This window comes from Thalassococcus halodurans, from assembly GCF_900108225.1.
In the GTDB taxonomy this organism is placed as follows: Bacteria; Pseudomonadota; Alphaproteobacteria; order Rhodobacterales; family Rhodobacteraceae; genus Thalassococcus; species Thalassococcus halodurans.
In genome coordinates, this window is record NZ_FNUZ01000006.1 from 122,671 (window position 1) to 146,010 (window position 23,340).

Sequence of the window (23,340 nt, forward strand, 5' to 3'; positions counted from 1 at the left end):
ATTCCCCTATTTCTTGAACTGATCGAAGGGCCAGACCATCAGATAGTCTCTGATGTTGCCGTAGAGTTTTCCCAAACCGAGTGGTTCGATCAGAAGGATAATGACGATCAGTGCGCCATAGACTGCGTTCGGGATGTGAGCGAGTGTTTCAACATCGATCTGCATGCCAAGCCCGTCACTCAGCGTGACGACGAGACCGTTCACGATACCCGGAACAAGAAGGATCAGGGCAACACCGAAATAGGAACCGATAATGCTGCCAAGGCCGCCAACAATCACCATCGCAAGAACCTGGATCGAAACGGCAACCGAAAATTGCTCGGGTGCGGCGAGAAAGAAAAAGGTGGCAACAAGCAACGCACCGCTGACGCCTGCGATGAACGACGAAGTCGCGAACGCGAGGATTTTGTAGTAGAAACTGTTCACACCCAGGATCGCGGCCGCAAAGTCTTTTTCCCGGACAGCGACCAAGGCGCGACCGAGTCCAGTACGCTTGAGATTAAGCATGAAGATCGTCACCAACACACACCAGCCGAAGGCGACATAGTAGAAGCCAGTATCAGTGGTAATCTCTTGCCCGAGCAGAGCCAATGTCGGTGACTGGAGCGACGCGTGTGAACCCCCCGAGATCGCCGGAGAGTGGGTCAGAACCCAGTCCATCACGAATTGCATCGCAAGAGTGGTAAGGGCGAGATACAGTCCCTTGACCCGCAAAGCGGCAAAAGCAAACAGGCTGCCGATCACGGATGACGTCAATCCGCCGATGATCAGGGCGAATTCCCACGGCACCCCGAAACGCGCGGCATGGATCGACGAATACGCTCCGACGGCCATGACCGCAGCATAACCCAAGTGAAGTTGGCCTGCCCAACCTGTCACCAGATTCAATCCAAGCGCGGCGGCCGTCCAGATCAGCCAGGGAAGCATGTAGCTGTTCAGATAAAGCGACGGGATGATGAATGGCGCGGCAAGACCGATCAGAAAGATGAATGCTGTCAGATTTCTGTCGGCAGGCACCTTGAAGATACGGCTGTCCGAAACGTAGTTGGCGTGATGGACGCCGGAAAGTCTGTAAAACATCCCTTACACCCTTTCGATGTCGTGACGACCGAACAGCCCGTGCGGACGGATCATGACGGTAAGAATGAGCACGGCGGCGACGATAAGCTCACGGCTTCCGCCTCCGACAAGCGGATCGAGGAAATCAGAAACAACGTTTTCGACGACGCCCAGGATGATGCCTGCGATCACGGCGCCAAGGATACTGTCGAGACCACCGAGAACGGCAACTGTCAGACCTTTGAGAAGCAACAGCGACAGCGCCTGATCGACACCCTGAATCTCGCCCCAGATAACGCCCGCAGCGACGGCAACAACGGATGCCAGCGCCCAGGACAGGCCAACTCCGCGTTCAACCGAGATACCTACCGACCACGAAGCCATGTAATCATCCGCGATCGCCCGCAACTTGATCCCGGTCCGGGTTCGGAAAAACAGCATGAATGCGACAAACAAGGCGAGCGCAACACCGGCACCAACCAGATGGATGCGGCTGATGAAGATGTCGTCAAAAAACAGTGGATCATAGCTGACGCCCAATTCCATCGAACGTGACGTCCCGCCCCAAATCGCAAGCGTTGTACCCCGCAGGAAAATGTCGAGGCCGAGTGTCAGCATCAAGATCATGACAACCGGCCGACCTGCGAGACGGCGCAGAGCAACACGCTCAATGCCGAACCCAAGGCCGAACATGACAACCGCAGCCAGAGGGATGGCCAGCCACAAGGGTAAACCCACGTCGCGTGCCAGCGCCAGGACCACATAGGCCCCTACCATGGTCAACCCGCCCTGAGCCAGATTGGGCACCGAAGATGCCTTGTAAATCAGCACAAGGCCGATGGCGAATAGCGAGTACAGCAGACCCGTCAAGGCTCCGTTGATCGCAAGCTCTGATAGAAAGACCCAGTCCATTTATACCTCCCTGATGGGAAGGCTTCTTTCGACCTTCCCTACTTCCCCGGTCTCGTAAGTCACCTGCGCGCTTACATGGACCTCTTTTGAACCGTCGTAGAGCGCCGCGATCACGTCGGCATAGCGTTCCTGAACGACCTTCCTCCGCAGTTTTCGGGTTCGCGTGATTTCACCATCGTCCGGGTCGAATTCTTTCGGCAGACTTACAAAGCGTTGCAGGCGCAATGGTTCGGTGACGGCCTTGTTGACCCGTTGGAAGGCCTCGCGAAGCAACGTCGCGACCTCTTCACGCTGAGAAAGATCGGCATAAGACACATAGGGCACGCCGTTCACCTCTGCCCAGTGGCCAACGGCTTCGAAATCCACGCAGACCATAGCCGTCAATTCGTCAAGCCCGGCGCCGATTACGGCAGCATCCTTAATATAAGGGCTGAATTTCAACCGGTTCTCGATGTAGTTTGGCACAAACCGCTCGCCTCCGGCCGTATGCATGACCTCGGAGACGCGCCCCAGAACAACCAGGTGTCCATCTTCCTCCAAATACCCGGCATCACCTGTATGCAGCCACCCGCCCTCAAGGGCTTCGGCGGTCGCTTCGGGTTTGTTGAAGTACCCTTCGAATACGCTGTCCGAGCGTACCAAGATCTCCCCGTCCTCGGCGATGGTCACCTCGACGCCGGGCGCGGGTTTGCCAACCGTATGAAGGCGCACTTCACCCGGAGACTGAATTGCATTGATCGCGCTGTTTTCGGTTTGGCCGTAGAGTTGGCGCAATTTGATTCCCAAGGCTCGGTAGAAAACAAAGGTGTCTTCGCCGATTGCTTCACCGCCGGTGAACGCGTTCTTGAGTCGGCTCATTCCGAACTGGTCCTTGACCGGACCGAAAATGATTGCCTCGCCCAAAAGTCGGCCCAAAGGCTCAAGAACACCGCCGCTTTTGCCATTCAGCTTGCGCGTTTCCGCCGCGATGGCCCGATCCATGAAAAAATGGTACAGCCGTTTCTTTAAAGGGGTCGAATTTTCGATACCCACCTGGATTGTCGTCAGCATCTGGTCCCAGCTTCTCGGAGCCGCCAGATAGAAGGTCGGAGCGATCTCGCGCATGTCGCGCACGACCGTTTCCTGGCGCTCAGGCACATTCACGGTGAAACGCCAAAGGAGTGCCGCGGCAACGGTTATGGCGTAGTCTCCCACCCAGGCCATCGGCAAGTACGCGAGGATCTCCTCATTTTCGTCGAAGGCACCCGCCGCATGTCCATTCCGAGCAGCAGCAAGAACGTTCTTCTGACTCAGTACGATGCCCTTCGGCGCGCCCGTCGTTCCGGAGGAGTGCAGAAAAATGGCCGGATCTTCCGGCTTCGCACGACTAAGCAGTTCCTCACGCAGGCCCGGGGTTTCGTTCAGATCGTGCTGACCAACTTCGATCAGGTGATCCCAGGACAACAACCCTTCAACCTCGTAGAAGCCAAGACCGCGCGCTTCATCATAAATGATGTGGTCGATGCCCTCGGCGCCCGCGTCCTTCAGTTCCAGGATCTTGTCAACCTGTTCCTGATCTTCCGCAATGGCCGCGACGATCTCGACTTCGCCAAGAAAGTGCCTTAGTTCCTCAAGAGTTGCGCCCGGATAAGCGGGCATGGCGTAGGCACCAAGCAACGAAACAGCCAGCATGCCGCCATAGAGCCGCGCACGGTTATCGCCCAGAACAAGCACTGCTTTGCCAGGCTTCACGCCGATTTTTTCAAGCCCAGCCGCACAGGCCACCACCTCTTGGGCGTATTCCGCCCAGGTGGTTTCTTTCCATATCCCACGCTCTTTTTCGCGACGGGCGATATCCTTTCCGTGGAGCGACGCGTTCTTCGCCAGAAGTGCACCAATCGTTTCGCCGCCTGAAGACCGGTTCTTCGTCAAATCAGTCATGCGACCCTCCGATATATGCCTCGATGACCCGCGGGTCCTTCACAACCTCCTTGGGGATGCCACTGGCGATCATTTCACCGTAATTCAGTGCCAGCATCCGATCACAAATGCCGGTGATGACATCCATATGGTGTTCGATCAGCAGAACGCTGACGCCGCGTTCGGCACGGGCATCCAGAATGAAACGGGACATATACCCTTTCTCTTCCTGGTTCATGCCGGCCATCGGTTCATCGAGAATCAGCATCTGTGGCTCGGCCACCAATGCCCGCGCCAGCTCGACCCGCTTTTTCAACCCGATCGGAAGACCATCGACCAACTCATGCCGAATGCTCTCGAGCTGTAGAAACTCGATCACCTCCTCGACGATTTTACGGTTCTCGATTTCTTCACGCTGTGCTGCCCACCAATATAGCGCCGTACGCAAAACGCCTGGGCTCATGTGGATGTGCCGCCCGAGCAGGATGTTGTCCAGAACGCTCATCCCGTTGAACAGGGCAAGATTTTGGAACGTTCTGGCAACGCCGAGCTTGGCAACCTTGTGAGGCGCCGTACCCGTAATGTCGTTTCCTGCCAGCCGGACCCTGCCCTCGTTTGGCGGGTAAAATCCGGTAATTGCGTTTGTTAGCGTTGTCTTGCCGCTGCCATTCGGACCGACAAGTCCAAAGATTTCCCCTTGTCGAATAACGAGGTCAACACCGGTGACAGCGACGATGCCGCCGAACCGTCGTTCGACCCCGCTGCACTCCAGTATCGCCCCATCATCGGCTCCGATTGCTGTTTTAATCCTTGTCGTCATCTAGATATCATTGTCCCCCTAAGGTTCACGGCCAACATCAGGTAATCCGGAAGTAGTCCGGCCGCCCCGTTGGCCATGGATCCCCCCACAATTGCTGCCCACCGTCGATGTTCAGAACTTCTCCGGTTACGAATTTCCCTGAATTCGCCGCCATATAGACAACCCCTTCAGCGACATCCCATTCGTCCCCGGCGTGCCGCATCGGGTTGGAGTCCTGAAAGGTCGCAGAACCCTCCGGAGGGTAGTTCCCGAAACCGTTGCTTTCGCAGCAACCCGGCGCCACGCAGTTCACTCGGATACCGTGCGGGGCCCACTCCACCGCAACCGACTTGGACAGGTAAACTACCCCTGCCCGGGCCGCACAGGTATGCGCGATGCCGGGCATGCCGCGCCAGATATCGGCCACGATGTTGACGATGGAGCCCGATTGCTTGTTGGCAACCCAGTGGCGCGCCGTGGATTGCATCATCCACCACGTGCCGTTCAGGTTGGTGTCTATGACCGCATTCCAGCCCTTTGGACTAAACTCCAACGCTGCTTGCGGAAACTGACCCCCAGCATTGTTCACCAATACGTCAATCGCCCCGAACTCCTGGTTCGTCTTGGCGACAAAATCCTCGACCTGCTCAGGCTCCCGGATGGTCATAGGCACAGCGAAAACTTCGCCCCCGAAACTTTCAAGGAACTCCTTGGCCAAAGCCAGTTTCTCTTCGTTGCGTCCATTGATCGCCAGATTGGCCCCGAGCCTTGCGAACAGAGTCGCAATTGCCAGCCCCAATCCGCCTCCGGCCCCGGTCACCACAACGACTTTGCCGGTGAATAAACCGCTTGCGTAAACGGTTGCACGTTTTAATAGGTCCTCCCTCGAAGACCCAAACTGCGTCTTATTCATGACGCCTCCTCCCATTCCCCATTAGGGGCAGCTGCCAGTAATCTAACGGGTGTTAGAAAATTGGTCAAGACAACTTTTCGCACCAGCCCCGCCCGTCATCTCCGATCAGTAAGACTTTGGAAGCCCAAGGGCTTTTTCTGCTATGAACGACAAAAGCATCTGCGGTGTCACCGGTACGATGCGGAACAGCAGAGCCTCCCGTACCAGTCGCTCCACGTGATATTCCTTGGCGTATCCGAATCCGCCAAATGTAATTTGCGCGGCTTCGGTCGCCTCGACCGCGGCGTCGGCGGCCAAAAGCTTGGCAGCGTTCGCCTCGACGCCGCAGGGTTCTCCCGCATCGTAGAGGGCTGCAGCGTGCATCACCATGAGATTGGCAGATTCCACTCGCGCCCAGGCTTTGGCGAGTGGATGCTGAACACCCTGATTTTGGCCGATCGGGCGGTCAAAAATCACACGTTCGTTTGCATAATGCGCCGCTCGCGCCAGTGCGTTGCGCGCAATACCGATGCATTCACCGGCCACCAGGATGCGTTCGGGATTCAACCCGTGCAAAATTTGCCTAAAGCCTTTGCCCTCCTCCCCGATCAGGTCCTCAGCCGGAATCGGCAATCCATCGATGAAGACTTCGTTCGAATCGACAGCCTTTCGACCCATCTTTTCGATCTCTCGCACGTCAACGAAATTTCGGTCGAGATCTGTATAGAATAGGCTCAGCCCTTCGGTCGGGCTGCTCACATCCTCTAGCCGCGTTGTTCTGGCCAGAAGCAACATCTTGTCCGCCACCTGCGCGGTAGAAATCCAGACTTTTTGTCCGTGCACGACATATCTGTCCCCCTGCCGCACCGCCATGGTCTTCAGCTTTGTGGTATCCAACCCGGTCGTCGGTTCGGTTACGGCGAAACAGGCCTTTTCATCGCCTGCTATTAGAGGGCCAAGCATACGCGCGCGCTGCTCATCGGTCCCAAACTTCACCACCGGGTTGAGCCCGAAAATGTTCATGTGGATGGCCGAGGCTCCGCTTGCGCCGGCCCCCGACTCGGCAATTGCCTGCATCATGATGGTCGCTTCGGTGATCCCCAGACCCGCGCCGCCGACAGCTTCTGGCATGGCGATACCCAGCCAGCCGCCATCGGCCATTGCCCTGTGCAGATCATGGGGAAAACCACCGTTACGATCCCGGTCCAGCCAGTAGTCGCCGTCGAACCTTGCACAAATCCGCAGAATCTGGTCGCGAATTTCCTTCTGATCGTCCGTCATTCGAAATGTCACGGTGTCCCCTTCTCTTCCAGACTAACGAGCCCTGCCTCACAAAGGGCAATGATCCGATCATCGTCAAAGCCAAGATCACGCAGAATACTTCGGCTGTCCGCGCCAAGCGGTCGTCCCAGCCAGCGAACTTCGCCAGGTGTGGCGCTTAGATGCGGGATCGGGCCGATGACCTTGGTCTGTTTGCCGTCGACCGACACGATGTCCCCACGATGGCGTATCTGCTCGTTCGTCATGATCTCTTCGACGCTCAACACACGCGAGGCAACCGCATCATGGCGGGCGAATACCGCTTCCACTTCCTTAGCCGTGTGCTGCGTGACGAAATCATTGATCGCGTCAAAGACCACCGTCATGTGCCGCGACATCTCGCCCAATGTCGCGAACCGCGGGTCATCGGCGAGGGCATCGCCTCCGACCGCCCGCAACAGGCGCTGCGCGGTTTCCGCGCTCCCTGCCGAAACGGTCAGCCACACCCCATCGGACGTTCGGAACATCCCCCCCGGAGCAAAGTCCATCGGCTGGCGCAGCCCATTGCGTCGCGGCGAGAGGTTAGCGCCAGTCAATGCGGGAACAGGATAGTCCATCAACCGAAGCAACGCCTCGAACACCGCAAGATCGACGACCTGACCGCGTGCAATGCCCTTTTCGCGAGCAAATAGCGCGATCATGATTCCCAAAGCGCCCATCAGCCCTGTCGTGCTGTCGGCCGCCGGAAAGCCGGGGTGCATCGGCGGCCCGTCGGGAAAACCGGTCAGATGCGCTAATCCACTCATGGCCTCTGCAGCACGCCCAAACGCTGGCACGTCGCGCATCGGACCGTCCTGTCCGTAACCTGAAACCCGCAAGACAACCAAGTCCGGGTTCCAATCGTGCAGCACGTCTGGCCCAACACCAGCACGTTCTAGCACACCCGGACGGAAATTTTCGATCAGCACGTCGGCATCTTCAACCAACCTGCGCAGGATGTCCCGGCCCTCGTCGGACTTCCAGTCCAGGCCTAGTGTTTTCTTGTTGCGGCCCAAAGTCTTCCACCAGACGCCCACCCCATCCTCTGCCTTGGGTCCAAGGTCGCGCATCATATCCGTCCGGTTGGGGGCTTCGATCTTGATGACATCTGCACCAAAATCCGAGAGTAAAGCTGCCGCAAGTGGTCCGGCAATTACGTGACCAAGTTCTACAATCCTCAGTTGCTCAAGGGGTCCAGACATCTGCACTTTCGACTTTGCTGTTTTTCTAATTGTTGTTCGATTCCTAGCAAAGGCGAAGTCGGACCTCAAGATTCAAAGGTAATCACCTTCCCGAAAACGTAACCGCCCGGTTGTTACCGCGGATCAGTTCATCGGCGTCCAGTTCCATGGAAGCAGTTCGTTGAGCGGGTTGGTCATGTGATTGTGGATGCGGTCGAGGATTTCGGCCAGCCAGGCTTGCGGATCGTGGCCGTTCATCTTGGCTGTCTCGACAAGGGACATCGCCCGGGACAGCGTTTCGCCACCGCTGTCGGAGCCTGCAAAAAGTCAGTTTTTTCGCCCGATGCAGATCGGGCGCATGACGCGCTCGGCCGTGTTGTCGTCGATGCCGACGCGGGCATCTCCAAGGAAGAGCTCGAATGACGGCCAGCAGCTGAGACCATAGCGGAAGGCCTTCACGAGATCGCCCTTGCCGGGAATGCGTAGCAGTTGGGCCTCGGTCCATGCCTTGAAGGCCTAGACCATGGAGCGGGAGTGCGTCTGGCGTGCTGCCAGCCGCAGTTCCGCTGTCTTTTTTGCCCACCCGAACTATGGCTTGCCGTGCGTTCTTTCAGGCCTGCGGGACGAAGCGCTCGTCTTTGGCGGCTCCGAAGTGGCTCCGACATTCGGCGGTTTTCTCGAAGGCGCGCTTGAGGCGGCGGAATATGCCTACACCGTCCTTAAGACGGGTCGAGGGCGCGCAGAGAAGCGCTTATAACTGCATCTGCGTTCAGGCTGTCGCTGGGGAACCTGAAGGAGCGTTTTCTTTTTTGGGCGGCTTCATCCGGAAGAACAGTACATAAAATACAGGAACCGCGACCAGGGTCAGGATCGAGGCGAACGCGAGGCCACCCATGATCGTCACGGCCATCGATGCGAAGAAGGCGTCTGGTAAGAGCGGAATCATACCGAAAATCGTTGTGCCCGCAGCCAGCACGACGGGCCTCAAACGGCTGACCGAGCCATCGATCACCGCCTGATAGTCCTCGACACCTTCGGCGCGTTGCTGATCGATTTCTTCCACCAGCACAATGGCATTCTTCATCAGCATCCCGGAAAGGGACAAGAAGCCGAGAAGCGCCGTGAACGTAAACGGTAGCCCAGTGAACAGCAGACCGAGAACCATCCCCGTGACCGACATCGGAACCACGAGCCATAGGATCAGTGGCTGGCGCACTTTGTTGAACATCAGGATCGAAATTGTCAGCATTACCAGAAAACCCAAGGGAAGCTGTTTGCCGAGGCTTGCCTGCGCCTCTCCCGCGCTTTCGAATTCGCCTCCCCATTCCATCGTGTAGCCTTCGGGAAGCCGAATGGCTTCGATATCAGTGCGAACACTGCGAAATGCCTCATCTGCTGTCAGGTCGCCGCCTGCACCGCCGAGGACCGTTATCGTGCGCTCACGGTCGCGGCGGTGGATAAGCGCCTCGACGAGGCGGGGCTCGAAACTGGAGACGAGGTTGGCCATGGGCACATAGCCATTTGCACCTGGCGACCAGACGGAGAGATCGCGCAAACGGTCCAGCCCGTCGCGCTCGACCTCGGGAAGCCGCAGATACATCGGGATTTCGGCATCGCCTTCGCGCAGGGTGCCGACCCGCAGGCCCGAGGTGCCGTATTGCACGGTGTCGGTGATCGAACCGCGGGTCGCACCGGCCAGCCGCATCCGGGACTCGTCGACGATGGGTTCGATAAGGATCTCACGCTGCCGCCAGTCTGTGCGCGGGTTTGTGATTGTGCCGGCCTCGTCGAAGATTGCAAGCGCATTATCCGATAGCTGCCGGAGGACCACCGGATCTGGTCCGGCAAAACGAACGGCGACATCGGCCCCGGCAGGCGGACCAAAGACGATTTCCTCGACGCGGACAAGAGCATTGGGGAATTGCGCCGGCAGTTCGCGATTGAGACGCGCCGCAACATCGGGGATGAGTGTGGCATCGGTCGCACGCACGATCAGCTGACCGTAGCTCGCATCGGCCTGCTCAGGGTTGTAGGTCAGCATGAAGCGGCTGGCCCCTCGCCCCACAAGCGTCGTCACGTCCGTCACGATCCCCTCGCCTAAGATGATCTCCTCAAGCCGGGCCATTTCTTTATTCGAGACTCGAATGTCCGTGCCTTGCGGCATCTGGAGCTCGACGTAGAATATCGGGGTGTTCGACGCCGGAAAGAACGCCTGTTTGACCTGGCCGAAGGCCATGACCGACCAGACCGTGATTCCGACGATCGTCAGGACGACGAGCACACGGGCGCGCAGCGCCATCCAGAGGAAACCGCGATAGGCCGAATAGATGAAGCCACCATAGGGGTCCTTGGATGTGTCTTTCGGTGCCTTCAGAAGGAGCTTGCCCAAATAGGGCGTGACGGTTACCGCGAGGATCCAGCTCATCAGCAACGAAATCGCGATAACCGCGAAAAGCGAGAACAGAAATTCTCCGGTAGCATCTGGCGATAGCCCAATACCCGAAAACGCCATGATCCCGATCACGGTGGCCCCAAGCAGGGGCAACGCTGTCGCGGTCTCGGTATCGGCGGCGGCGTCTTCGGCGGACTTGCCCCGCGCCATGCCAATCAGCATGCCTTCGGCGATCACGATGGCGTTGTCGACCAGCATACCCATAGCGATGATCAGTGCCCCGAGACTGATCCGTTCCATCTCGATGCCGAAGACGGACATGAAGAACAGCGTGGAAAACACCGTGAGGCCCAGCGTGGCACCCACGACCAGACCCGCGCGCCAACCCATCGTCAGCATCAGCGCCCCGATGACGATGGCCACGGATTGACCGAGGCCGACGAGAAAGCTCGAGACCGCTTCGTCGACGACCTTATGCTGTTCATAAATAGGTACGATCTCGACGCCGTCCGGCAGTTCGGCCTTCAGCTGGTCCAGCCGCGCCTCGACCGATCGGCCGACCTCGACCACGTTGCGGTCGACGAGCGCCGAGACCCCGAGGGTGAAAGCCCGCGTGCCATTGTGGCGCACGATCTGGCTCGGTCGCTCCGTCTCCTCTCGAACCACGCGGGCGATGTCGTAGAGCGCAATCTGCCCAACTTCTCCGGGAGCGCCGAGCCGCAGCGCCTCAATGCCCTCGACGCTGACATAACCTGGCGGAACGGACACTCCCAGTCGAGACAGCCCTTCGCTGATCTCGCCGTTGGAGAAAACCTGGTTTTCGTCGGCGATGATACCGAGGATCTGGTCCGGTGGCAGCCCCAGTTCGGTCAGGCGCGCCGAAGGGACCGAGATGATGATCTCCTCTTCCGCCAGCCCCTGAACCTCGACCTTGGCCACCCCGTCGACGGCGACAAGGCCGCGCCGCAGTTTAGTCGCGAGGTCTCGCTGTTCCGTGGCGCTCAACCCATCGACCGTTACAGCATAGAACATGCCGTAGACGTCGCTGAAATCGTCATTGATGATCGGAGGCTGCGTACCGGAGGGGAGATCTCCTTCAATGTCGCGGATGCGGCGGCGCATTTCGTCCCAGACCTGCGGGATCTCGTCGGGCCCATAGGTCATCTCGATCTCGACCGTGATCTGGGCCATGCCCGGCATGGATTTCGATTCCACCCGGTCGAGCTGCTTCATCTGTTGGAGTGCGCTCTCCACGACATCGGCGACTTCCTCTTCCACTTCCATCGCGGTCGCGCCCGGATAGGGCACGAAAACGAGCGCCGTCTTGAGCGTGAAACTCGGGTCTTCGAGGCGTCCGACCGTGTTCAGTCCCCACAAGCCGCCGATAAGGCAAAAGACAATTGCCAGCCAAACGGCGACCGGACGTCGGATGCTTGCGCGTGAAATACTCATTGTCATGGTTTCGACTTGTCCGGTCCAGGGGTGTTCAGAGGCCGCGAACCGCGACCGGTTCGTTTTCCTTCAGGCGCCACCAGCCGCCTGACACCACCAGTTCATCCCCGGCGAGTCCCTCAAGCACGACGATTTCGTCGTCGTTGGGTAGCCCCAGCCGGATTGTCTTTCGGTACACCCGGCCGGAGTCTTTGTCGTAGAGCCAGACGGACGGCTCGTTCCGGCTCGTCGTGTCGATCGCCGAGACGGGAACCACTACCGACCGCGATTGCGCACCCTCCGCGGCGGCGGTTACGCGCACATTCGCCGTCATTCCGGACAGTAATCGTGGGTCGATAGCGCCCTCTATCACGAACTCGACGTCATAGGTTTGGGCCGTGGTGTCCGCATCGGTCACGAATGTCCGCGGATAAAGAGTTGCCTCATATCCCGGCACGGCGGGGAAAGTGGCGGTTACCCTGAATGCATCGGGCTGGGCCCGTGCCATCGCGGCGAGTTCCTCGGGCAGGGAAATCCGGACCCGCATTTCACTGATGTCCTGCAACCTGGCAATCGGAGCCGCAGGGGTGACGTTCGAAAACTCCTCCAGAAAGATGCGCGCGACAATGGCGTCGAAGGGCGCGGTGATCGTGGCTTGAGCCAGGCGTCGCTCCGCTTCACGGAGGGCGACTTCTGCTTGGACCTGCTGCGCGCGGTTCGTTTCGAGACGGGCGTCCGTCGCCACCCCCCTCTCGGTCAGACTCAACGCACGATCGTATTCGGATTTTGCGAGGTCGAAAGAGGCCTGTGCCCGGTCCAAGGCCAATTCGAAATCGACCGGGTCGAGCGCAGCGATCAAATCGCCTTTCTCAACCCGAGTCCCAGCATCTACCGCGAGGTCGGAAAGCTGACCCGAAACCTGAAAGGCAATATCCACGGTCCGGGCGGGCTCCACGCGACCTGCCAGGCTGCGCGCCCTATCGCTGTCGCGAAGCTCAGCGCGCGAAACTTCGACCGTGACCGGCTGGACCAAATCTTGCTCGGCGCTTCCTTGCGCATCGGCACCGGAAACCTCATCCGTAGTCTGCGCGAAGACCTTGGATGCGATGTCCGGGCTGAATTGCACGAGAAGGACAATGGCGAGCAGTAAGACGATCAATCCAGCGGCGCCTCCTCGGAAGTATCCGGTTCTATTCGAGCTCATCGATCATGTCCTTCAATCGGTCTATGACGGCGTCTTGCTGATCGGCATCACCATCTGCGAGGCGAAGGAGCCGCTGGAAACGAAGACCCTGGATCGCCAACAAGAGAACCATCGCCGCAGTGTCGTCCTGCGCGTCCGAACGGATGCGCTCGACATCACGGGACAGCTCTCGTCTCAGCGGGTCCAGAAGATTCGGATCCGACGCCGAAACCGCGAGAATAGCCATCGAAAGGTCATCATCGGTGCTTCCGGCTTGCAGGACTGTTTCCAGATGCCCTCGTAGGGTGCGGGAACTCTGCCCTTCCGGGACGGACGCCAGACGTTCGCGGTGCTCGGCCAGCATTTCGTCGAGCAGCCCGGCCAGAAGTGCCTTCTTGGTGGGGAAATTGTACAACACCCCACCCTTGCTGAGGCCGGATTCCCGAGCGACGGCGTCGATCGTGATCTTTCCCGCGCCTTCTCGCAGTGCAATTGCCCGCGCGGCGCCGAGAATATTCGGCGATGCGTTTTTCGGTTGCTTTTTTAGTTGTGCAGTCATCCTGTACCGTCCGGTCGGTGAAGTCATTGGGCGAGCTAATGCGCTGCCCCGTATTTGGCAAGCGAGCTCAATCTGAAAATTTGTCTCTGTGGCCGCTACTGTAAAGTCGTAGAAATGCAGCGACCGCTTCGCCTGCATGTTTCTCGCGGTTGACTGCTCGTTTCACTGCGAGAAGGCGCGGCATAAGTAACCCCGAAACGCACAGGTGTATGAAGTAATCGGACGCGCGCCGGGTGTCATCGACATCAAGCGCGCCTTCGCGTGTAAGGCGCTCCAGAATCCGACCGACGAGTTCGCGCGCAGGTTTCGGGCCTGCGCGAAAATACACCTCACCCACTTCGGGCAGCGCCTCGGAAGCGCCAATGCACGTTCGCAGGAGACGGATGTAGGTGTCGTCCAAGGTGAGGTCGACAATGCGCAGAGCGAGTTCTTCTAATTGGGCGCGCGGCTCCGATGCTGTCGTCAAAGACCGGAGGATCTCTTCCGCAAGCCGACCGCATTCGGATTCCACCACGCCGAGGAACAGCTGCTCCTTGCTTGGGTAATACGAATACATGGTCGCTTTTGACACTTTTCCTTCGGCGGCGATGGCATCGACGCTGGCGCCTTCATAGCCGCATCGGAAGAAGACCTCGCGCGCACCGACCAAAACGTCGGCCATTTTTCTCTCGCGCATCTCGTTCTCCCTATCCCACGCGGGATTATGCGGTTGCAAACTTTACTGTACCGTCTAGTTGGTATAGTGAATAATAGTTGATTTTGCTGCAAGTCATAGAGCTGTGCGGATTTACCCGACCAAGCGCCGCCTGGCGCGGCTTTGTCTAGCGCCGTTTTCAATTCGTCATGAACTTCGGGTCTGAGCCCGCCTGAGTTGTTCTCGGGCGCGGGATTATCCCGCGAACAGGAGGGGCAACGTCATTCCGCCGCGCTTGCGGTCCCGACAAAGGCACCCTCGGCCTCCCAGCGGCGTGCGATCGAGCCAAGCGTGTCCAGCACGCCGCGCAGTTCCGCGCCTCGCTCAGTCAGCCCGTATGTGACAGCGGGTGGTATGGTCATGGCCTGCTCGCGCCATACAACGCCAGCATGTTCCAGCATTCTTAGCCTCTCGGTCAGGACGCGAGTGGAAATTCCGGGCACCAAACGCTTGAGCGCGCCGAATCGCTGCGGTCCCTGCTCGGACAGAACCCAGAGTATATAGATCGTCCAAGGGCCTGTGATGACACGCAAAAGCGCCTCCATCGGGCATGAGGGGGGCTGGACTCTCTTCATCGTGGATAATCCTCGCGGTCCAAGTAAGCTAGTTACTTTTAAGTGCCTACTTTCAAGAACGAAGCGAGACACCTAAAGATACTTAAAGCGGAAACTACGGCTGAACAAGCCCTTGCAAACAGGGAGTATGGTGAAGAGTGACAACGTGGCAAAGTATGTCTACTGGATCGCGACCGGCCTTGTGGCGCTGGTCTATATGGGTGCGGCGACTTTCTACATCTCATCCCACGACTTGGTCGCGGGCATGTATCGCGAGGTGTTGGGCTATCCCACATACATCATCTGGCCGCTCGCGATATTGAAGATCGTCGGCGCGGTGGTGGTTCTTTGGCGCCCTTCGGCGATGCTGGCGGACTGGGCCTATGCGGCGATGTTCTGGCATCTGGTGCTGGCGTTCGGGGCGCATGTGGGCGCGGGCGATCCAGGCTGGCCACCGGCTCTTGCGACCTGGGTGCTTCTGATCGCCTCGTGGATGACAGCCAATCGCGTGCGTGCGGTAAAGTCGGCATATGCGCCGACGTTTCCGACAGAGACGAATTAATCCGATGCGGAGTTGCCACGGCGCTGGCCATCCACCCTCGGACTTGGGGTTCAAAAGGAAGACAGAATGACCGAAAGGCAGCCGACAGTGTTTGTTCCCCATGGAGGCGGCCCTTGCTTCTTCATGGACTGGAACCCGCCTGACACCTGGGACAGGCACCGCAGATTCCTTGAGGCTTTGCCTGCGAGCCTGCCGGCAAAGCCCAAGGCGCTTCTCGTGATCTCAGGCCATTGGGAGGAACGGGTGTTTACCGTGCAGACCAACCCCGCGCCGCCGCTGCTGTTCGACTATCAGGGGTTTCCCCCCCATACTTATCAGCTGACCTGGCCCGCGCCAGGCAATCCTACGCTGGCGGCCCGTGCAAGCGAGCTATTGAACGGCGCGGGGTTTGAAACCCGGGCCGACGCTACGCGTGGCTTCGATCATGGGGTGTTCGTTCCGCTAAAGGTGGCTTTTCCTGAGGCCGACATCCCCACCGTCCAATTGAGCCTGCGCGACGATCTCGACGCTGAGGCACATCTTGCTGCCGGTCGCTCGTTGGCGCCCTTGCGCGATGAAGGTGTGTTGATCATCGGGTCCGGCAACACCTATCACAACATGGGCAAGATGATGCGGGCGATGAGGGGCGGACCGGATGGCCCGGTGAACGGCGGCGACTTTGACCGATGGCTCACGGGTGCGGTGACCCATGAAGACCCCGGGGCGCGCCGCGCCATGCTGGCTGCTTGGGATCGGGCACCCGGCGCACGCGACGCCAATCCGCGCGAGGAACATCTAATTCCATTGCACGTCGTGGCCGGCGCCGCGCTTGCGGATCGGGGGGAAAAGACCCTCGAGGATCACGTATTGGGCGCGGTCGAAAGCGCGTTCAGATTTGGATAGGACCAGATATGTGCTTCGAACTTCCCTTGCGGCAGGGTCCGCGCCCCGAAACCACCGAGTGCGCCCCGCATGAGCAAGTGTCGCAGAACTCTTCGGCCGAGATTCACGCATTGTTCAAGAAGAAGGCCTTCGCCCTGCCCTTCGTCGAGCGTTGCCGATCGGGTATTTCGGTCCCCGGTGCCGAGGCATTGGTCCTGCCGCGGGAACATGCCTGCGGCCCGCGCGAAGCCTTCATGATCGGGCGGGAATTTGCCCATGTGCATCCCGCCTATGACGGTTCGTCGCACATGATGCTGCCGCTGGCGGCGGTCGAGGAACTCATCGCAAAAGGCTGGGGCGAACCGCACCCGATGGCGTCGACCGGATATATCCCGGCCAATGCGGTCATGGCCTTTGCGCCGCGCGATGAGGCAGAGATCGATGTGATGATCAAAATCCTGACCACTAGCTGGGGTTTCGCGCGCGGCAAGCTGGCAAATCCCGCCCCCATCCAAATCCACGATTGATCGCAAGCGCGCTTGCAGAAGTACCAAGACAGGAGAGATACCATGTCCAACATCCAGAACGGCCCCTTCATTGTGACCGGCGCGTCCGGCCAACTTGGCCGGCAGGTGGTCGATCTGCTGGTTCAGGAAGGAGCCGGTCCGGTCATCGCGATTTCGCGCACCCCCGACAAGCTTGCCCATCTGGCGGGAAAAAGAGTCGAGGCGCGCGAGGGCGATTTCAACGACCCGGCTTCTCTTGAAGCAGCCTTCGCGGGCGGCAGGCGTCTTCTCGTCATCTCGACCGACGATCTGGAGCCGGGCAAGCGGCTCGCAGCTCATTCCAACGCGATTGCTGCGGCCAAGACGGTAGGTATCGACCACATCGTCTATACCTCCTTCGCAGGCCCAGTCGCGCAAAGTCCGATCGGATTCGCTCAAGACCACGAAGGGACCGAGAAGCTGATCGCGGAAAGTGGGGCGGATCATACGATCCTGCGCAACAATATGTACACCGACTTTCTGTTGATGGGCGGCCAGCAGAGCGTCGCCATGGGCACGCATTTCGCCGCTGCGGCAGATGGCAAGACCGGGTATGTGACGCGGGCGGATTGCGCCCGTGCGGCAGCCGCGGCGCTAATGAAAGCTACGGGAAGGGAGACCCTCGATATCACCGGGCCGGAGACGGTCAGCCAGGCCGAGGTCGCGGCGATCTTGTCCGAAATTGCGGGTAAGGAAATCCCCTATGTCGCCCTGCCCGCCGAGGATCTGGTGCAGGCGATGATCGCAAATGGACTGCCGGAGTTCATGGCGAGGGTCTTTGCCTCCTTCGACGAAGCAATCGCGCAGGGCTATCTCGATGTGGCCAGCGGCGATCTCGAATCGCTCACCGGCAAGCCCGGACAGTCGGTGGCCGATTTCCTGGCTGCTAACCGCGCGGCGCTTCTTCAGGCGCCGCAGGAACAATAATGCTGGTGAATGTCATGAGGCTTTACAACGCGAACTTCTCACCGAATGCGCTGCGTGTGCGGGCGGTGGCGCACGAACTGGGCGTGGAACTCGAAATCGTCGAGGTTGACATCCGTGCCGGGGACAACCGCGCGGCGGAATTTCTTGCCCGCAATCCCAATGCAAAGGTGCCTGTTTTGGAGGACGGGAATTTCGTGCTTTGGGAATCCCGGGCGATCTGTGCCTATCTGGCCGGGATCCGGCCCGAGGCGGGGCCCTATCCTGATGGCCTCAAGGCGCGGACCCTCGTCGATCAATGGGCCTGGTGGCAAGCCATCCACCTTGGCCCTGCGATGCAGAAGTTGTCCTTTGAGCTGTTCCTCAAAGAGAAATTCGGCATGGGCGATCCTGATCCGACTGTAGTCGAAGCGGAACGGAAAGCCACAGATCAGTTTCTTGCCGTTCTGGAAACCGGACTCGACAATAGGGATTGGATCGCAGGCACACTCAGCCTTGCCGACTTCTATCTGGCGACCACATTCATGTATCGCGACCAAGCGGGGATTTCGCTGGACGAATTCCCCAGAATCGCGGGCTGGATCGGCCGGCTTGAAGCGCGTGACAGCTGGCAGAAGGCCGTAGCACCGCTTCTTGCGCTCTTCGCCTGACATCGCGCTCGCCGCGATGATTGGTCGGTCTGCATGACGTCCGGCGATCGGCGCGCTATCAGATTTAGACATGTGAAGTGGTCCCAGAAAACCGGACAGTTGTCGCGTTGCCCTTAAATCTGAGACGAGACGCTTTCGGCATCGAGTTTTGCCCTTAATTGCGAGATTCGGCTGTCATGGGGCCTTTGCTTCTCGCCCGCCTTTGTGCAATGTGACCAACTGCGGCAAGCAGACGTGGCACCGCAGCCCTACGCTCCTCCTCAGCACCGAAGGCAACCGAGTCTTCGCCATCATTTTCCATCGACATTTGCAGCACAAGTCTTTGACCCCTGTCTCAGGTTTAAGGGCAAAAATATCGGAATTAAGGGCAAAATCTCATATTTAAGGGCAAAGCACTGCCGTTGATTTCCTTGAATTTCCCATCTCACAATTAAGGGCTACGCGACAGCTGCTATCCGCAACGCCAAATTGCAGGAAGTCAGTAAACAGTGAACGAAAATGAGGTCGAAGGCGTCGCGATCGCCAATTTGATTGCAACCGATGAAGAAACCATTGTCGGCTGGGTATATCGCTGGAACACAGGTGCTCTGGCAATCCGGTGGGACATCCATGGCCCGCAGCGTGTCTCAAAGATTTACCCGGAGCTCTGCGATGCGGATAAAGCCGAAATTGACTTCGCGTCTCTCATGCAGCTGCCCTGTCGCAACGACTGACATGGTAGAATATGGCCTTTATGGCCCTCGATTGTGTGAGTGTGCCTGCGTTGCAGGTTTGATTTCGTACAAGGCCCTGCGCGACTTCGCTGCGGCTCAATAGTCAGTAATTGACCTGCTCAAAACCGTAATTCCCGCTATAGTCACGCCACTCAACGAAGACGGATCTGTGATAAATGCTCGGGCAGTGCTCGCCCCATCGCTCGAGACCGGCATGCGCATCAGGAAGCGCTGCGGGTGACGACACCCTCCAAGAAAAATCGCCCTGGATCCCGTAGGTGCCGAGGACAACGGCGGCGCTGCGGTTGCAGTCGCCATCTCGCCCGGATTCGTGCTGGCGGGCATAACGAACGTCAAAGACGCGGATGGAACGCACGAAGTTGAATTCCGGCCCGCTGATATCGATGTCGGCGCGGTCTTTTACGAGCTGGAGGGCGTAATCAGCCCTTACGAGGTTGTCCCAAGCCGCGTTGGAGCCTTTGCGCCCAAGCATCCCGCCTGCCCTGGCTGCCTGATCGAAGAGCGGGGTTGAAGAGTTTGGAGGGGTTCCTGAATCACCATATAGGGCATCGAAGATCCGGTCCGCGGGCCGCGATCTAGCAGGTCCATCGTAAGACGCACCCATCGGGCAGCGCCAAATCTGAAGCGGCGGCTCCACCGGCCATGGAGTTATGCGCCGGATGAACTCGGCCCGTGCGCGGGCGCAGGGCACGGAAGCTGGCCATCCACCGGACAAACACAGCAGGATGGCACAATCGATCTGATAGGTTTGGGCGCGTGCTTGTGTCGGAACTGTTGGGCCGGTCAAGGCGAGAGCTAAAAAGGCCGCCAGAGGGAGGTTTTTGAATTCGAAACGCATGGCAAGGACCCTTGACAATCTTCACCCAGCATACCTACGAAAATATACTATTGCAACAATGATGATGCGTGTTGCGGTTGCGGCGGTCAGCAAGATCGCGAGGTGACCGAGCCGCCCGTCGTCATCCGCCACGTTCCGCGCTGCGCCAATCCCACGGCATGTCAAAGCGTCCGAGCCATCTCGATCGTCAAATGAGTCTCGAATTGCCCTTAAATCGGTTCTACCTAAATCTGTTTGGCGAATAGGACGCATTCGGGCTCTCAGCAGTTCTGCAACGGCTCAGAAGCAGACGGAACCTTGAAGGCTTCGAACCTCGTGAGTTCGAGGACCAGGCCAGGCTGGCTTGAAGCAGGCCGTGCACCCGTTTCAGGTCGCTGTCGCTTAGCTTGCACTCGCAATCGACGTCGATCACACCTTCATGACCTCTCACAAGCTCAGTGAAAACGGTTCTCCTCCTCTTCAGGCTTGCCGTGACCGTAGAGGTCGGCGTTTTCGTGTGCGCGGTCTTCGTGTTCGAACTCCAGGCTGGAATGGGCGATGTTGAAGTCCTCCTTCAGCCGGTCCTTGATCGCTGCCTTGATCTTTTCGATTTTACCCCAGCCGCCCGCTGTCAGCACCACGTGGCAGTCCAGCGCCGCCTTGTGCTCCTCCATCTGCCACAGATGCACGTGGTGAACGTCCGCTACACCATCGACGCTCCGCAGCGCCTCAACGACGGCTGCATTGTCGATGTCGGGTGGGCTGCCGAGCATCAGGGTTCTGATCGGACCGCCAATCTCAGTGAAAGCCAGATAGAGGATGTAAAGGGCAATGCCGATGGTGATTGCGGGATCGACCCATCGCATGTCGTAGAGGATGATCAGGGACCCTCCAATGATGACTGCCACAGAGGCCAAAGCGTCCGACAGGTTGTGCAGGAAAAGCGCACGGATGTTCACACTGCCTTTCTGCATCGAATAGGTGAGCAGCGCCGTCAACGTGTCGACGACGAGTGCCACACCGCCCAGGATCACCACCGTCCAACCAGCGACCTCGGGCGGGTCGATCATCCGCATGCCACCCTCATAGATCAGGTAGAAACCGATCAGGATCAGGGTCGTGTAGTTGATGAGTGCCGCGACGATTTCAATCCGACCATAGCCGAATGTCATGCGTTCATCGGCGGGTCGTCTGGCGATTTTGCGCGCAACGAACGCGATCACCAGTGACGCCATGTCCGAAAAATTGTGTAGGGCATCTGCGATCAGCGCCAGGCTGCCGGAAAGGATGCCGCCAACGATCTGCGCGACGGTCAGAAGCCCGTTGGCCCAGATTGCGATGGAGACCCTACGATCACCTGATTCAGGATCAATGTGGGTATGGCCATGATCATGCGGCACGGTTGTTCTCCTCATGGCTGTGGTTCGGTCGACTGAGACCAGGGACCTTTGGCAACATTCCACGACGGATGCGGCGAACCCGGGCATTCATCCAGTGACGGATGACGTGGCGATAGAGAAAGTCACGCGCAAATCCGAAGTTCTGACTATATTTCAAATAAAAGTCATCGGGCGCATCAAAGGTTCCAAAATCACGAACGATACCGGTTTTCTGAATATAAGTGCTGCCGCCGTTCCAACTGACTGGTGGCGCACTCAGGCAATCCGTTCCAGCGCCGTAGCCGCAAAGGCTTTCTGTTTCGCTGAATTCCTTCTGAAGCGACTGCAGGAAGGGGGCGTCCAGAATGAAGCCTTCGAGATTGATCCAGCCCTCTTCTGTTTCGACTTCGACCCACGAGTGCAGAATTTCGGACGGTGCGAGGGGGTAGACCAATTCGGGCACCACGCCACGCTGCAGGGCCTTGTGGATGGTGAAGCCGTGCAGTCGGCAGCGGATGCCTACGCTGCGCAGCAGTGCCATGAGAAGCGTCCCTTTCGTGTTGCACTGCCCGTAGCCGTCGGTCAGCACCGCAGAGGCGGGAATGTCGTCGACGCGGTTGTAGCCGAACGCAATCACGTTCCGGACAAAGTCATAAACCGCGCCAATCCGGTCGACACGGGCAAGGTCATGCCAGCCACGATCTCGTACCAGGTTCGAGATTGAGGGCGAGTCAAAATCCAGCAGTCTTGTTGCGGTTAAATAGGAATCGGTGGGTGCCACAGGGTCTCTCCTCGAATCGTTCACGAGGAGTCTTAATCTCTACAGTGACTAGAGAGACAAGCCTTTTCTCAAATGTTACTTTCGATCACAGCTCTATCCGATAGTGCCAAGGGCCGGGAAGGTTTCGAGCAGCCAGAAGGCAAGGCGGCTGATCTGACCTGTCATCACGCCGATACCCATCAGCACCATCAGTCCGCCCGATATACGATAGAGCCATCGACCAGCCGCACCGATCCGCTTTAGCCTGCCTGCAATCTCGTTGGTGAAGAGCGCTATGATTAGAAACGGCAGTCCAAGCCCTGCGGAGTAGATTGCCAGCAAGGCCATCCCGTCCGCTCCAGATGTCGCGCTTACTGCCAGGATCGACCCAAGCACAGGGCCTATGCAGGGCGTCCAGCCAAAGGCAAAGGCAAGACCCAAAAGGTAGGCTCCAACGGCGCTGCCGCCGTCAACTTTTACGTCGGGCCTCGTGTCACGCATCATTGCGGGGATCTTGATCGCGCCCATCATGACAAGTCCGAACAAGACGATCAAGAAGCCACCCGCAAGCCCGAGTTCGTATTTCCAGCGCAAGAGCATCCCGCCCAAAAGACTTGCCCCGGCCCCGAGCGCCACGAAGACTGTCGAAAACCCGAGCACGAACCACAAACTCAGGACCACGCTGCGCGCCCGTTCGGCAATGCTGCGCGCCGCCCCGGATTTCGCGGCGGGCTGTCCCGCGATGTAAGAGACGTAGCCAGGTGCAAGAGGCAAGACGCAAGGCGACAGAAAGGATATAGCGCCACCCAGAAAAGCCGCGACGATTCCAACACCTGAGATTTCGAACATTCAATTCCTGCCTTGCTTTAGCCTGTGAAACGCGCACCGTTGTAAAAGCTAAAGCTACTGTAGGAGCAATGCCGTTTTTTACGCTCCGCGGGGTGCCGCGAGGATGATAGCGGCACCCAACAAGCATACAGCGGTGCCGAGCAGATCCCACCTGTCCGGCCGGTGCCCTTCGGCGAGCCACATCCAGAGAATGGACGCGGCAATATAGATCCCACCATAGGCCGCAAAGGCGCGTCCCGCAGCCACAGTGTCGACCTGAGCCAGAAGCCAGCCGAACGCCACCAGCGCCGCTACACCGGGGACAAGCCAAAGAGGGGACGCGCCAAGACGCCACCATGCCCAGATGGCAAAGCATCCGGCGATCTCAGCCAAGGCCGCGAGCGGATAGACGAGCACTGCGGTCAT

General features: G+C 58.7%; 24 protein-coding genes and 1 pseudogene. 7 read left to right on the plus strand and 18 right to left on the minus strand.

The genetic code is table 11. The features are described from left to right. Positions 1-6 precede the first annotated feature (6 nt). The 8 genes and pseudogenes from C4S59_RS16430 to C4S59_RS19820 form a co-directional block, all read right to left on the minus strand. Entirely contained in the window at positions 7-1,080 is a 1,074-nt protein-coding gene (locus tag C4S59_RS16430; protein WP_028095207.1) for a branched-chain amino acid ABC transporter permease, read from the minus strand. Positions 1,081-1,083: 3 nt separating this feature from the next. Further along, a complete protein-coding gene (locus C4S59_RS16435) occupies positions 1,084-1,971 on the minus strand; it encodes a branched-chain amino acid ABC transporter permease (RefSeq protein ID WP_050685832.1) in 888 nt (295 codons plus the stop codon). After that, complete coding sequence (locus C4S59_RS16440; protein ID WP_050685830.1) at positions 1,972-3,891, minus strand: AMP-dependent synthetase/ligase; 1,920 nt, start codon at positions 3,889-3,891, stop codon at positions 1,972-1,974. Beyond that, positions 3,884-4,690 (minus strand): ABC transporter ATP-binding protein, encoded by an 807-nt coding sequence (locus C4S59_RS16445; protein WP_050685828.1) that lies wholly within the window; start codon positions 4,688-4,690, stop codon positions 3,884-3,886. The genes C4S59_RS16440 and C4S59_RS16445 overlap by 8 nt, the downstream gene beginning before the upstream one ends. Positions 4,691-4,727: 37 nt before the next feature. Then, complete coding sequence (locus C4S59_RS16450) at positions 4,728-5,582, minus strand: SDR family oxidoreductase (protein ID WP_050685930.1); 855 nt, start codon at positions 5,580-5,582, stop codon at positions 4,728-4,730. Positions 5,583-5,687: 105 nt separating this feature from the next. Next, positions 5,688-6,842, minus strand: coding sequence for an acyl-CoA dehydrogenase family protein (locus C4S59_RS16455; RefSeq protein WP_082204796.1), 1,155 nt, complete (start codon positions 6,840-6,842; stop codon positions 5,688-5,690). 8 nt (positions 6,843-6,850) lie between these two features. After that, positions 6,851-8,062: a CaiB/BaiF CoA transferase family protein gene (locus tag C4S59_RS16460; RefSeq protein ID WP_050685825.1), complete on the minus strand. Its 1,212-nt coding sequence runs from the start codon at positions 8,060-8,062 to the stop codon at positions 6,851-6,853. 123 nt (positions 8,063-8,185) lie between these two features. Then, positions 8,186-8,608 (minus strand): annotated as a pseudogene (locus tag C4S59_RS19820) (IS66 family transposase); the annotation flags it as partial. Here C4S59_RS19820 and C4S59_RS16475 point away from each other — a divergent pair. After that, complete coding sequence (locus C4S59_RS16475; protein ID WP_050685821.1) at positions 8,565-8,798, plus strand: hypothetical protein; 234 nt, start codon at positions 8,565-8,567, stop codon at positions 8,796-8,798. The pseudogene C4S59_RS19820 and the gene C4S59_RS16475 overlap by 44 nt on opposite strands. Before the next feature lie 12 nt (positions 8,799-8,810). Here the strand turns inward: C4S59_RS16475 and C4S59_RS16480 are convergent, their stop codons facing one another. The 5 genes from C4S59_RS16480 to C4S59_RS16500 all read right to left on the minus strand — a co-directional run bounded on the left by C4S59_RS16480 (position 8,811) and on the right by C4S59_RS16500 (position 14,875). Next, positions 8,811-11,891 carry an efflux RND transporter permease subunit gene (locus C4S59_RS16480; protein ID WP_050685819.1) on the minus strand — a complete coding sequence of 1,027 codons (3,081 nt, stop codon included), beginning with the start codon at positions 11,889-11,891 and terminating at the stop codon, positions 8,811-8,813. 28 nt (positions 11,892-11,919) lie between these two features. Beyond that, positions 11,920-13,023: an efflux RND transporter periplasmic adaptor subunit gene (locus tag C4S59_RS16485; RefSeq protein WP_234168062.1), complete on the minus strand. Its 1,104-nt coding sequence runs from the start codon at positions 13,021-13,023 to the stop codon at positions 11,920-11,922. Positions 13,024-13,054: 31 nt separating this feature from the next. After that, on the minus strand, positions 13,055-13,606 hold the full coding sequence (locus tag C4S59_RS16490) for a TetR/AcrR family transcriptional regulator (protein WP_103911562.1): 552 nt from the start codon (positions 13,604-13,606) through the stop codon (positions 13,055-13,057). Between the two features lie 67 nt (positions 13,607-13,673). Next, positions 13,674-14,282 (minus strand): TetR/AcrR family transcriptional regulator, encoded by a 609-nt coding sequence (locus C4S59_RS16495; RefSeq protein ID WP_103911563.1) that lies wholly within the window; start codon positions 14,280-14,282, stop codon positions 13,674-13,676. Positions 14,283-14,521: 239 nt separating this feature from the next. Next, entirely contained in the window at positions 14,522-14,875 is a 354-nt protein-coding gene (locus C4S59_RS16500; protein ID WP_234994808.1) for a winged helix-turn-helix transcriptional regulator, read from the minus strand. Positions 14,876-15,020: 145 nt separating this feature from the next. Here C4S59_RS16500 and C4S59_RS16505 point away from each other — a divergent pair, with 145 nt between their 5' ends. The 6 genes from C4S59_RS16505 to C4S59_RS16530 all read left to right on the plus strand — a co-directional run bounded on the left by C4S59_RS16505 (position 15,021) and on the right by C4S59_RS16530 (position 19,109). Further along, the gene (locus tag C4S59_RS16505) at positions 15,021-15,416 is read left to right on the plus strand and encodes a DoxX family protein (RefSeq protein ID WP_160006931.1); all 396 of its coding nucleotides are present in this window, start codon (positions 15,021-15,023) and stop codon (positions 15,414-15,416) included. Between the two features lie 66 nt (positions 15,417-15,482). Continuing rightward, positions 15,483-16,298 (plus strand): DODA-type extradiol aromatic ring-opening family dioxygenase, encoded by an 816-nt coding sequence (locus tag C4S59_RS16510; RefSeq protein WP_103911565.1) that lies wholly within the window; start codon positions 15,483-15,485, stop codon positions 16,296-16,298. A gap of 8 nt (positions 16,299-16,306) precedes the next feature. Next, positions 16,307-16,804: a luciferase domain-containing protein gene (locus C4S59_RS16515; RefSeq protein WP_103911566.1), complete on the plus strand. Its 498-nt coding sequence runs from the start codon at positions 16,307-16,309 to the stop codon at positions 16,802-16,804. A gap of 42 nt (positions 16,805-16,846) precedes the next feature. Then, positions 16,847-17,749, plus strand: coding sequence for an NAD(P)H-binding protein (locus tag C4S59_RS16520; RefSeq protein WP_103911567.1), 903 nt, complete (start codon positions 16,847-16,849; stop codon positions 17,747-17,749). Continuing rightward, a complete protein-coding gene (locus tag C4S59_RS16525; protein WP_103911568.1) occupies positions 17,749-18,396 on the plus strand; it encodes a glutathione S-transferase family protein in 648 nt (215 codons plus the stop codon). The genes C4S59_RS16520 and C4S59_RS16525 overlap by 1 nt, the downstream gene beginning before the upstream one ends. 488 nt (positions 18,397-18,884) lie before the next feature. Continuing rightward, complete coding sequence (locus C4S59_RS16530) at positions 18,885-19,109, plus strand: hypothetical protein (RefSeq protein WP_008282968.1); 225 nt, start codon at positions 18,885-18,887, stop codon at positions 19,107-19,109. Between the two features lie 103 nt (positions 19,110-19,212). Here C4S59_RS16530 and C4S59_RS16535 read toward each other — a convergent pair whose 3' ends face one another. The 5 genes from C4S59_RS16535 to C4S59_RS16555 all read right to left on the minus strand — a co-directional run bounded on the left by C4S59_RS16535 (position 19,213) and on the right by C4S59_RS16555 (position 23,340). Next, positions 19,213-19,968, minus strand: a complete 756-nt coding sequence (locus C4S59_RS16535) for a hypothetical protein (RefSeq protein WP_085976983.1) — start codon at positions 19,966-19,968, stop codon at positions 19,213-19,215. Between the two features lie 434 nt (positions 19,969-20,402). Further along, positions 20,403-21,347: a cation diffusion facilitator family transporter gene (locus C4S59_RS16540; RefSeq protein WP_008282971.1), complete on the minus strand. Its 945-nt coding sequence runs from the start codon at positions 21,345-21,347 to the stop codon at positions 20,403-20,405. After that, a complete protein-coding gene (locus tag C4S59_RS16545; RefSeq protein WP_008282972.1) occupies positions 21,337-22,107 on the minus strand; it encodes a transglutaminase-like domain-containing protein in 771 nt (256 codons plus the stop codon). Before C4S59_RS16545 ends, C4S59_RS16540 begins: the two co-directional genes overlap by 11 nt. A 93-nt stretch (positions 22,108-22,200) precedes the next feature. Continuing rightward, the gene (locus C4S59_RS16550) at positions 22,201-22,935 is read right to left on the minus strand and encodes a cytochrome c biogenesis CcdA family protein (RefSeq protein ID WP_008282973.1); all 735 of its coding nucleotides are present in this window, start codon (positions 22,933-22,935) and stop codon (positions 22,201-22,203) included. A 78-nt stretch (positions 22,936-23,013) separates the two neighbouring features. Then, on the minus strand, positions 23,014-23,340 hold the full coding sequence (locus C4S59_RS16555; protein ID WP_043872274.1) for a YnfA family protein: 327 nt from the start codon (positions 23,338-23,340) through the stop codon (positions 23,014-23,016).

What these genes read in the sequence shown, in the direction of transcription:
- C4S59_RS16525 (WP_103911568.1), top strand. Translation starts at nt 17,749, where the DNA reads ATGCTGGTGAATGTCATGAGGCTTTACAACGCGAACTTCTCACCGAAT.
- C4S59_RS16515 (WP_103911566.1), top strand. Translation starts at nt 16,307, where the DNA reads ATGTGCTTCGAACTTCCCTTGCGGCAGGGTCCGCGCCCCGAAACCACC.
- C4S59_RS16430 (WP_028095207.1), bottom strand. Translation starts at nt 1,080, where the DNA reads ATGTTTTACAGACTTTCCGGCGTCCATCACGCCAACTACGTTTCGGAC.
- C4S59_RS16450 (WP_050685930.1), bottom strand. Translation starts at nt 5,582, where the DNA reads ATGAATAAGACGCAGTTTGGGTCTTCGAGGGAGGACCTATTAAAACGT.
- C4S59_RS16535 (WP_085976983.1), bottom strand. Translation starts at nt 19,968, where the DNA reads ATGCGTTTCGAATTCAAAAACCTCCCTCTGGCGGCCTTTTTAGCTCTC.
- C4S59_RS16445 (WP_050685828.1), bottom strand. Translation starts at nt 4,690, where the DNA reads ATGACGACAAGGATTAAAACAGCAATCGGAGCCGATGATGGGGCGATA.
- C4S59_RS16490 (WP_103911562.1), bottom strand. Translation starts at nt 13,606, where the DNA reads ATGACTGCACAACTAAAAAAGCAACCGAAAAACGCATCGCCGAATATT.
- C4S59_RS16475 (WP_050685821.1), top strand. Translation starts at nt 8,565, where the DNA reads ATGGAGCGGGAGTGCGTCTGGCGTGCTGCCAGCCGCAGTTCCGCTGTC.
- C4S59_RS16460 (WP_050685825.1), bottom strand. Translation starts at nt 8,062, where the DNA reads ATGTCTGGACCCCTTGAGCAACTGAGGATTGTAGAACTTGGTCACGTA.
- C4S59_RS16500 (WP_234994808.1), bottom strand. Translation starts at nt 14,875, where the DNA reads ATGAAGAGAGTCCAGCCCCCCTCATGCCCGATGGAGGCGCTTTTGCGT.
- C4S59_RS16495 (WP_103911563.1), bottom strand. Translation starts at nt 14,282, where the DNA reads ATGCGCGAGAGAAAAATGGCCGACGTTTTGGTCGGTGCGCGCGAGGTC.
- C4S59_RS16480 (WP_050685819.1), bottom strand. Translation starts at nt 11,891, where the DNA reads ATGACAATGAGTATTTCACGCGCAAGCATCCGACGTCCGGTCGCCGTT.
- C4S59_RS16435 (WP_050685832.1), bottom strand. Translation starts at nt 1,971, where the DNA reads ATGGACTGGGTCTTTCTATCAGAGCTTGCGATCAACGGAGCCTTGACG.
- C4S59_RS16520 (WP_103911567.1), top strand. Translation starts at nt 16,847, where the DNA reads ATGTCCAACATCCAGAACGGCCCCTTCATTGTGACCGGCGCGTCCGGC.
- C4S59_RS16455 (WP_082204796.1), bottom strand. Translation starts at nt 6,842, where the DNA reads ATGACGGACGATCAGAAGGAAATTCGCGACCAGATTCTGCGGATTTGT.
- C4S59_RS16440 (WP_050685830.1), bottom strand. Translation starts at nt 3,891, where the DNA reads ATGACTGATTTGACGAAGAACCGGTCTTCAGGCGGCGAAACGATTGGT.
- C4S59_RS16550 (WP_008282973.1), bottom strand. Translation starts at nt 22,935, where the DNA reads ATGTTCGAAATCTCAGGTGTTGGAATCGTCGCGGCTTTTCTGGGTGGC.
- C4S59_RS16555 (WP_043872274.1), bottom strand. Translation starts at nt 23,340, where the DNA reads ATGACCGCAGTGCTCGTCTATCCGCTCGCGGCCTTGGCTGAGATCGCC.
- C4S59_RS16510 (WP_103911565.1), top strand. Translation starts at nt 15,483, where the DNA reads ATGACCGAAAGGCAGCCGACAGTGTTTGTTCCCCATGGAGGCGGCCCT.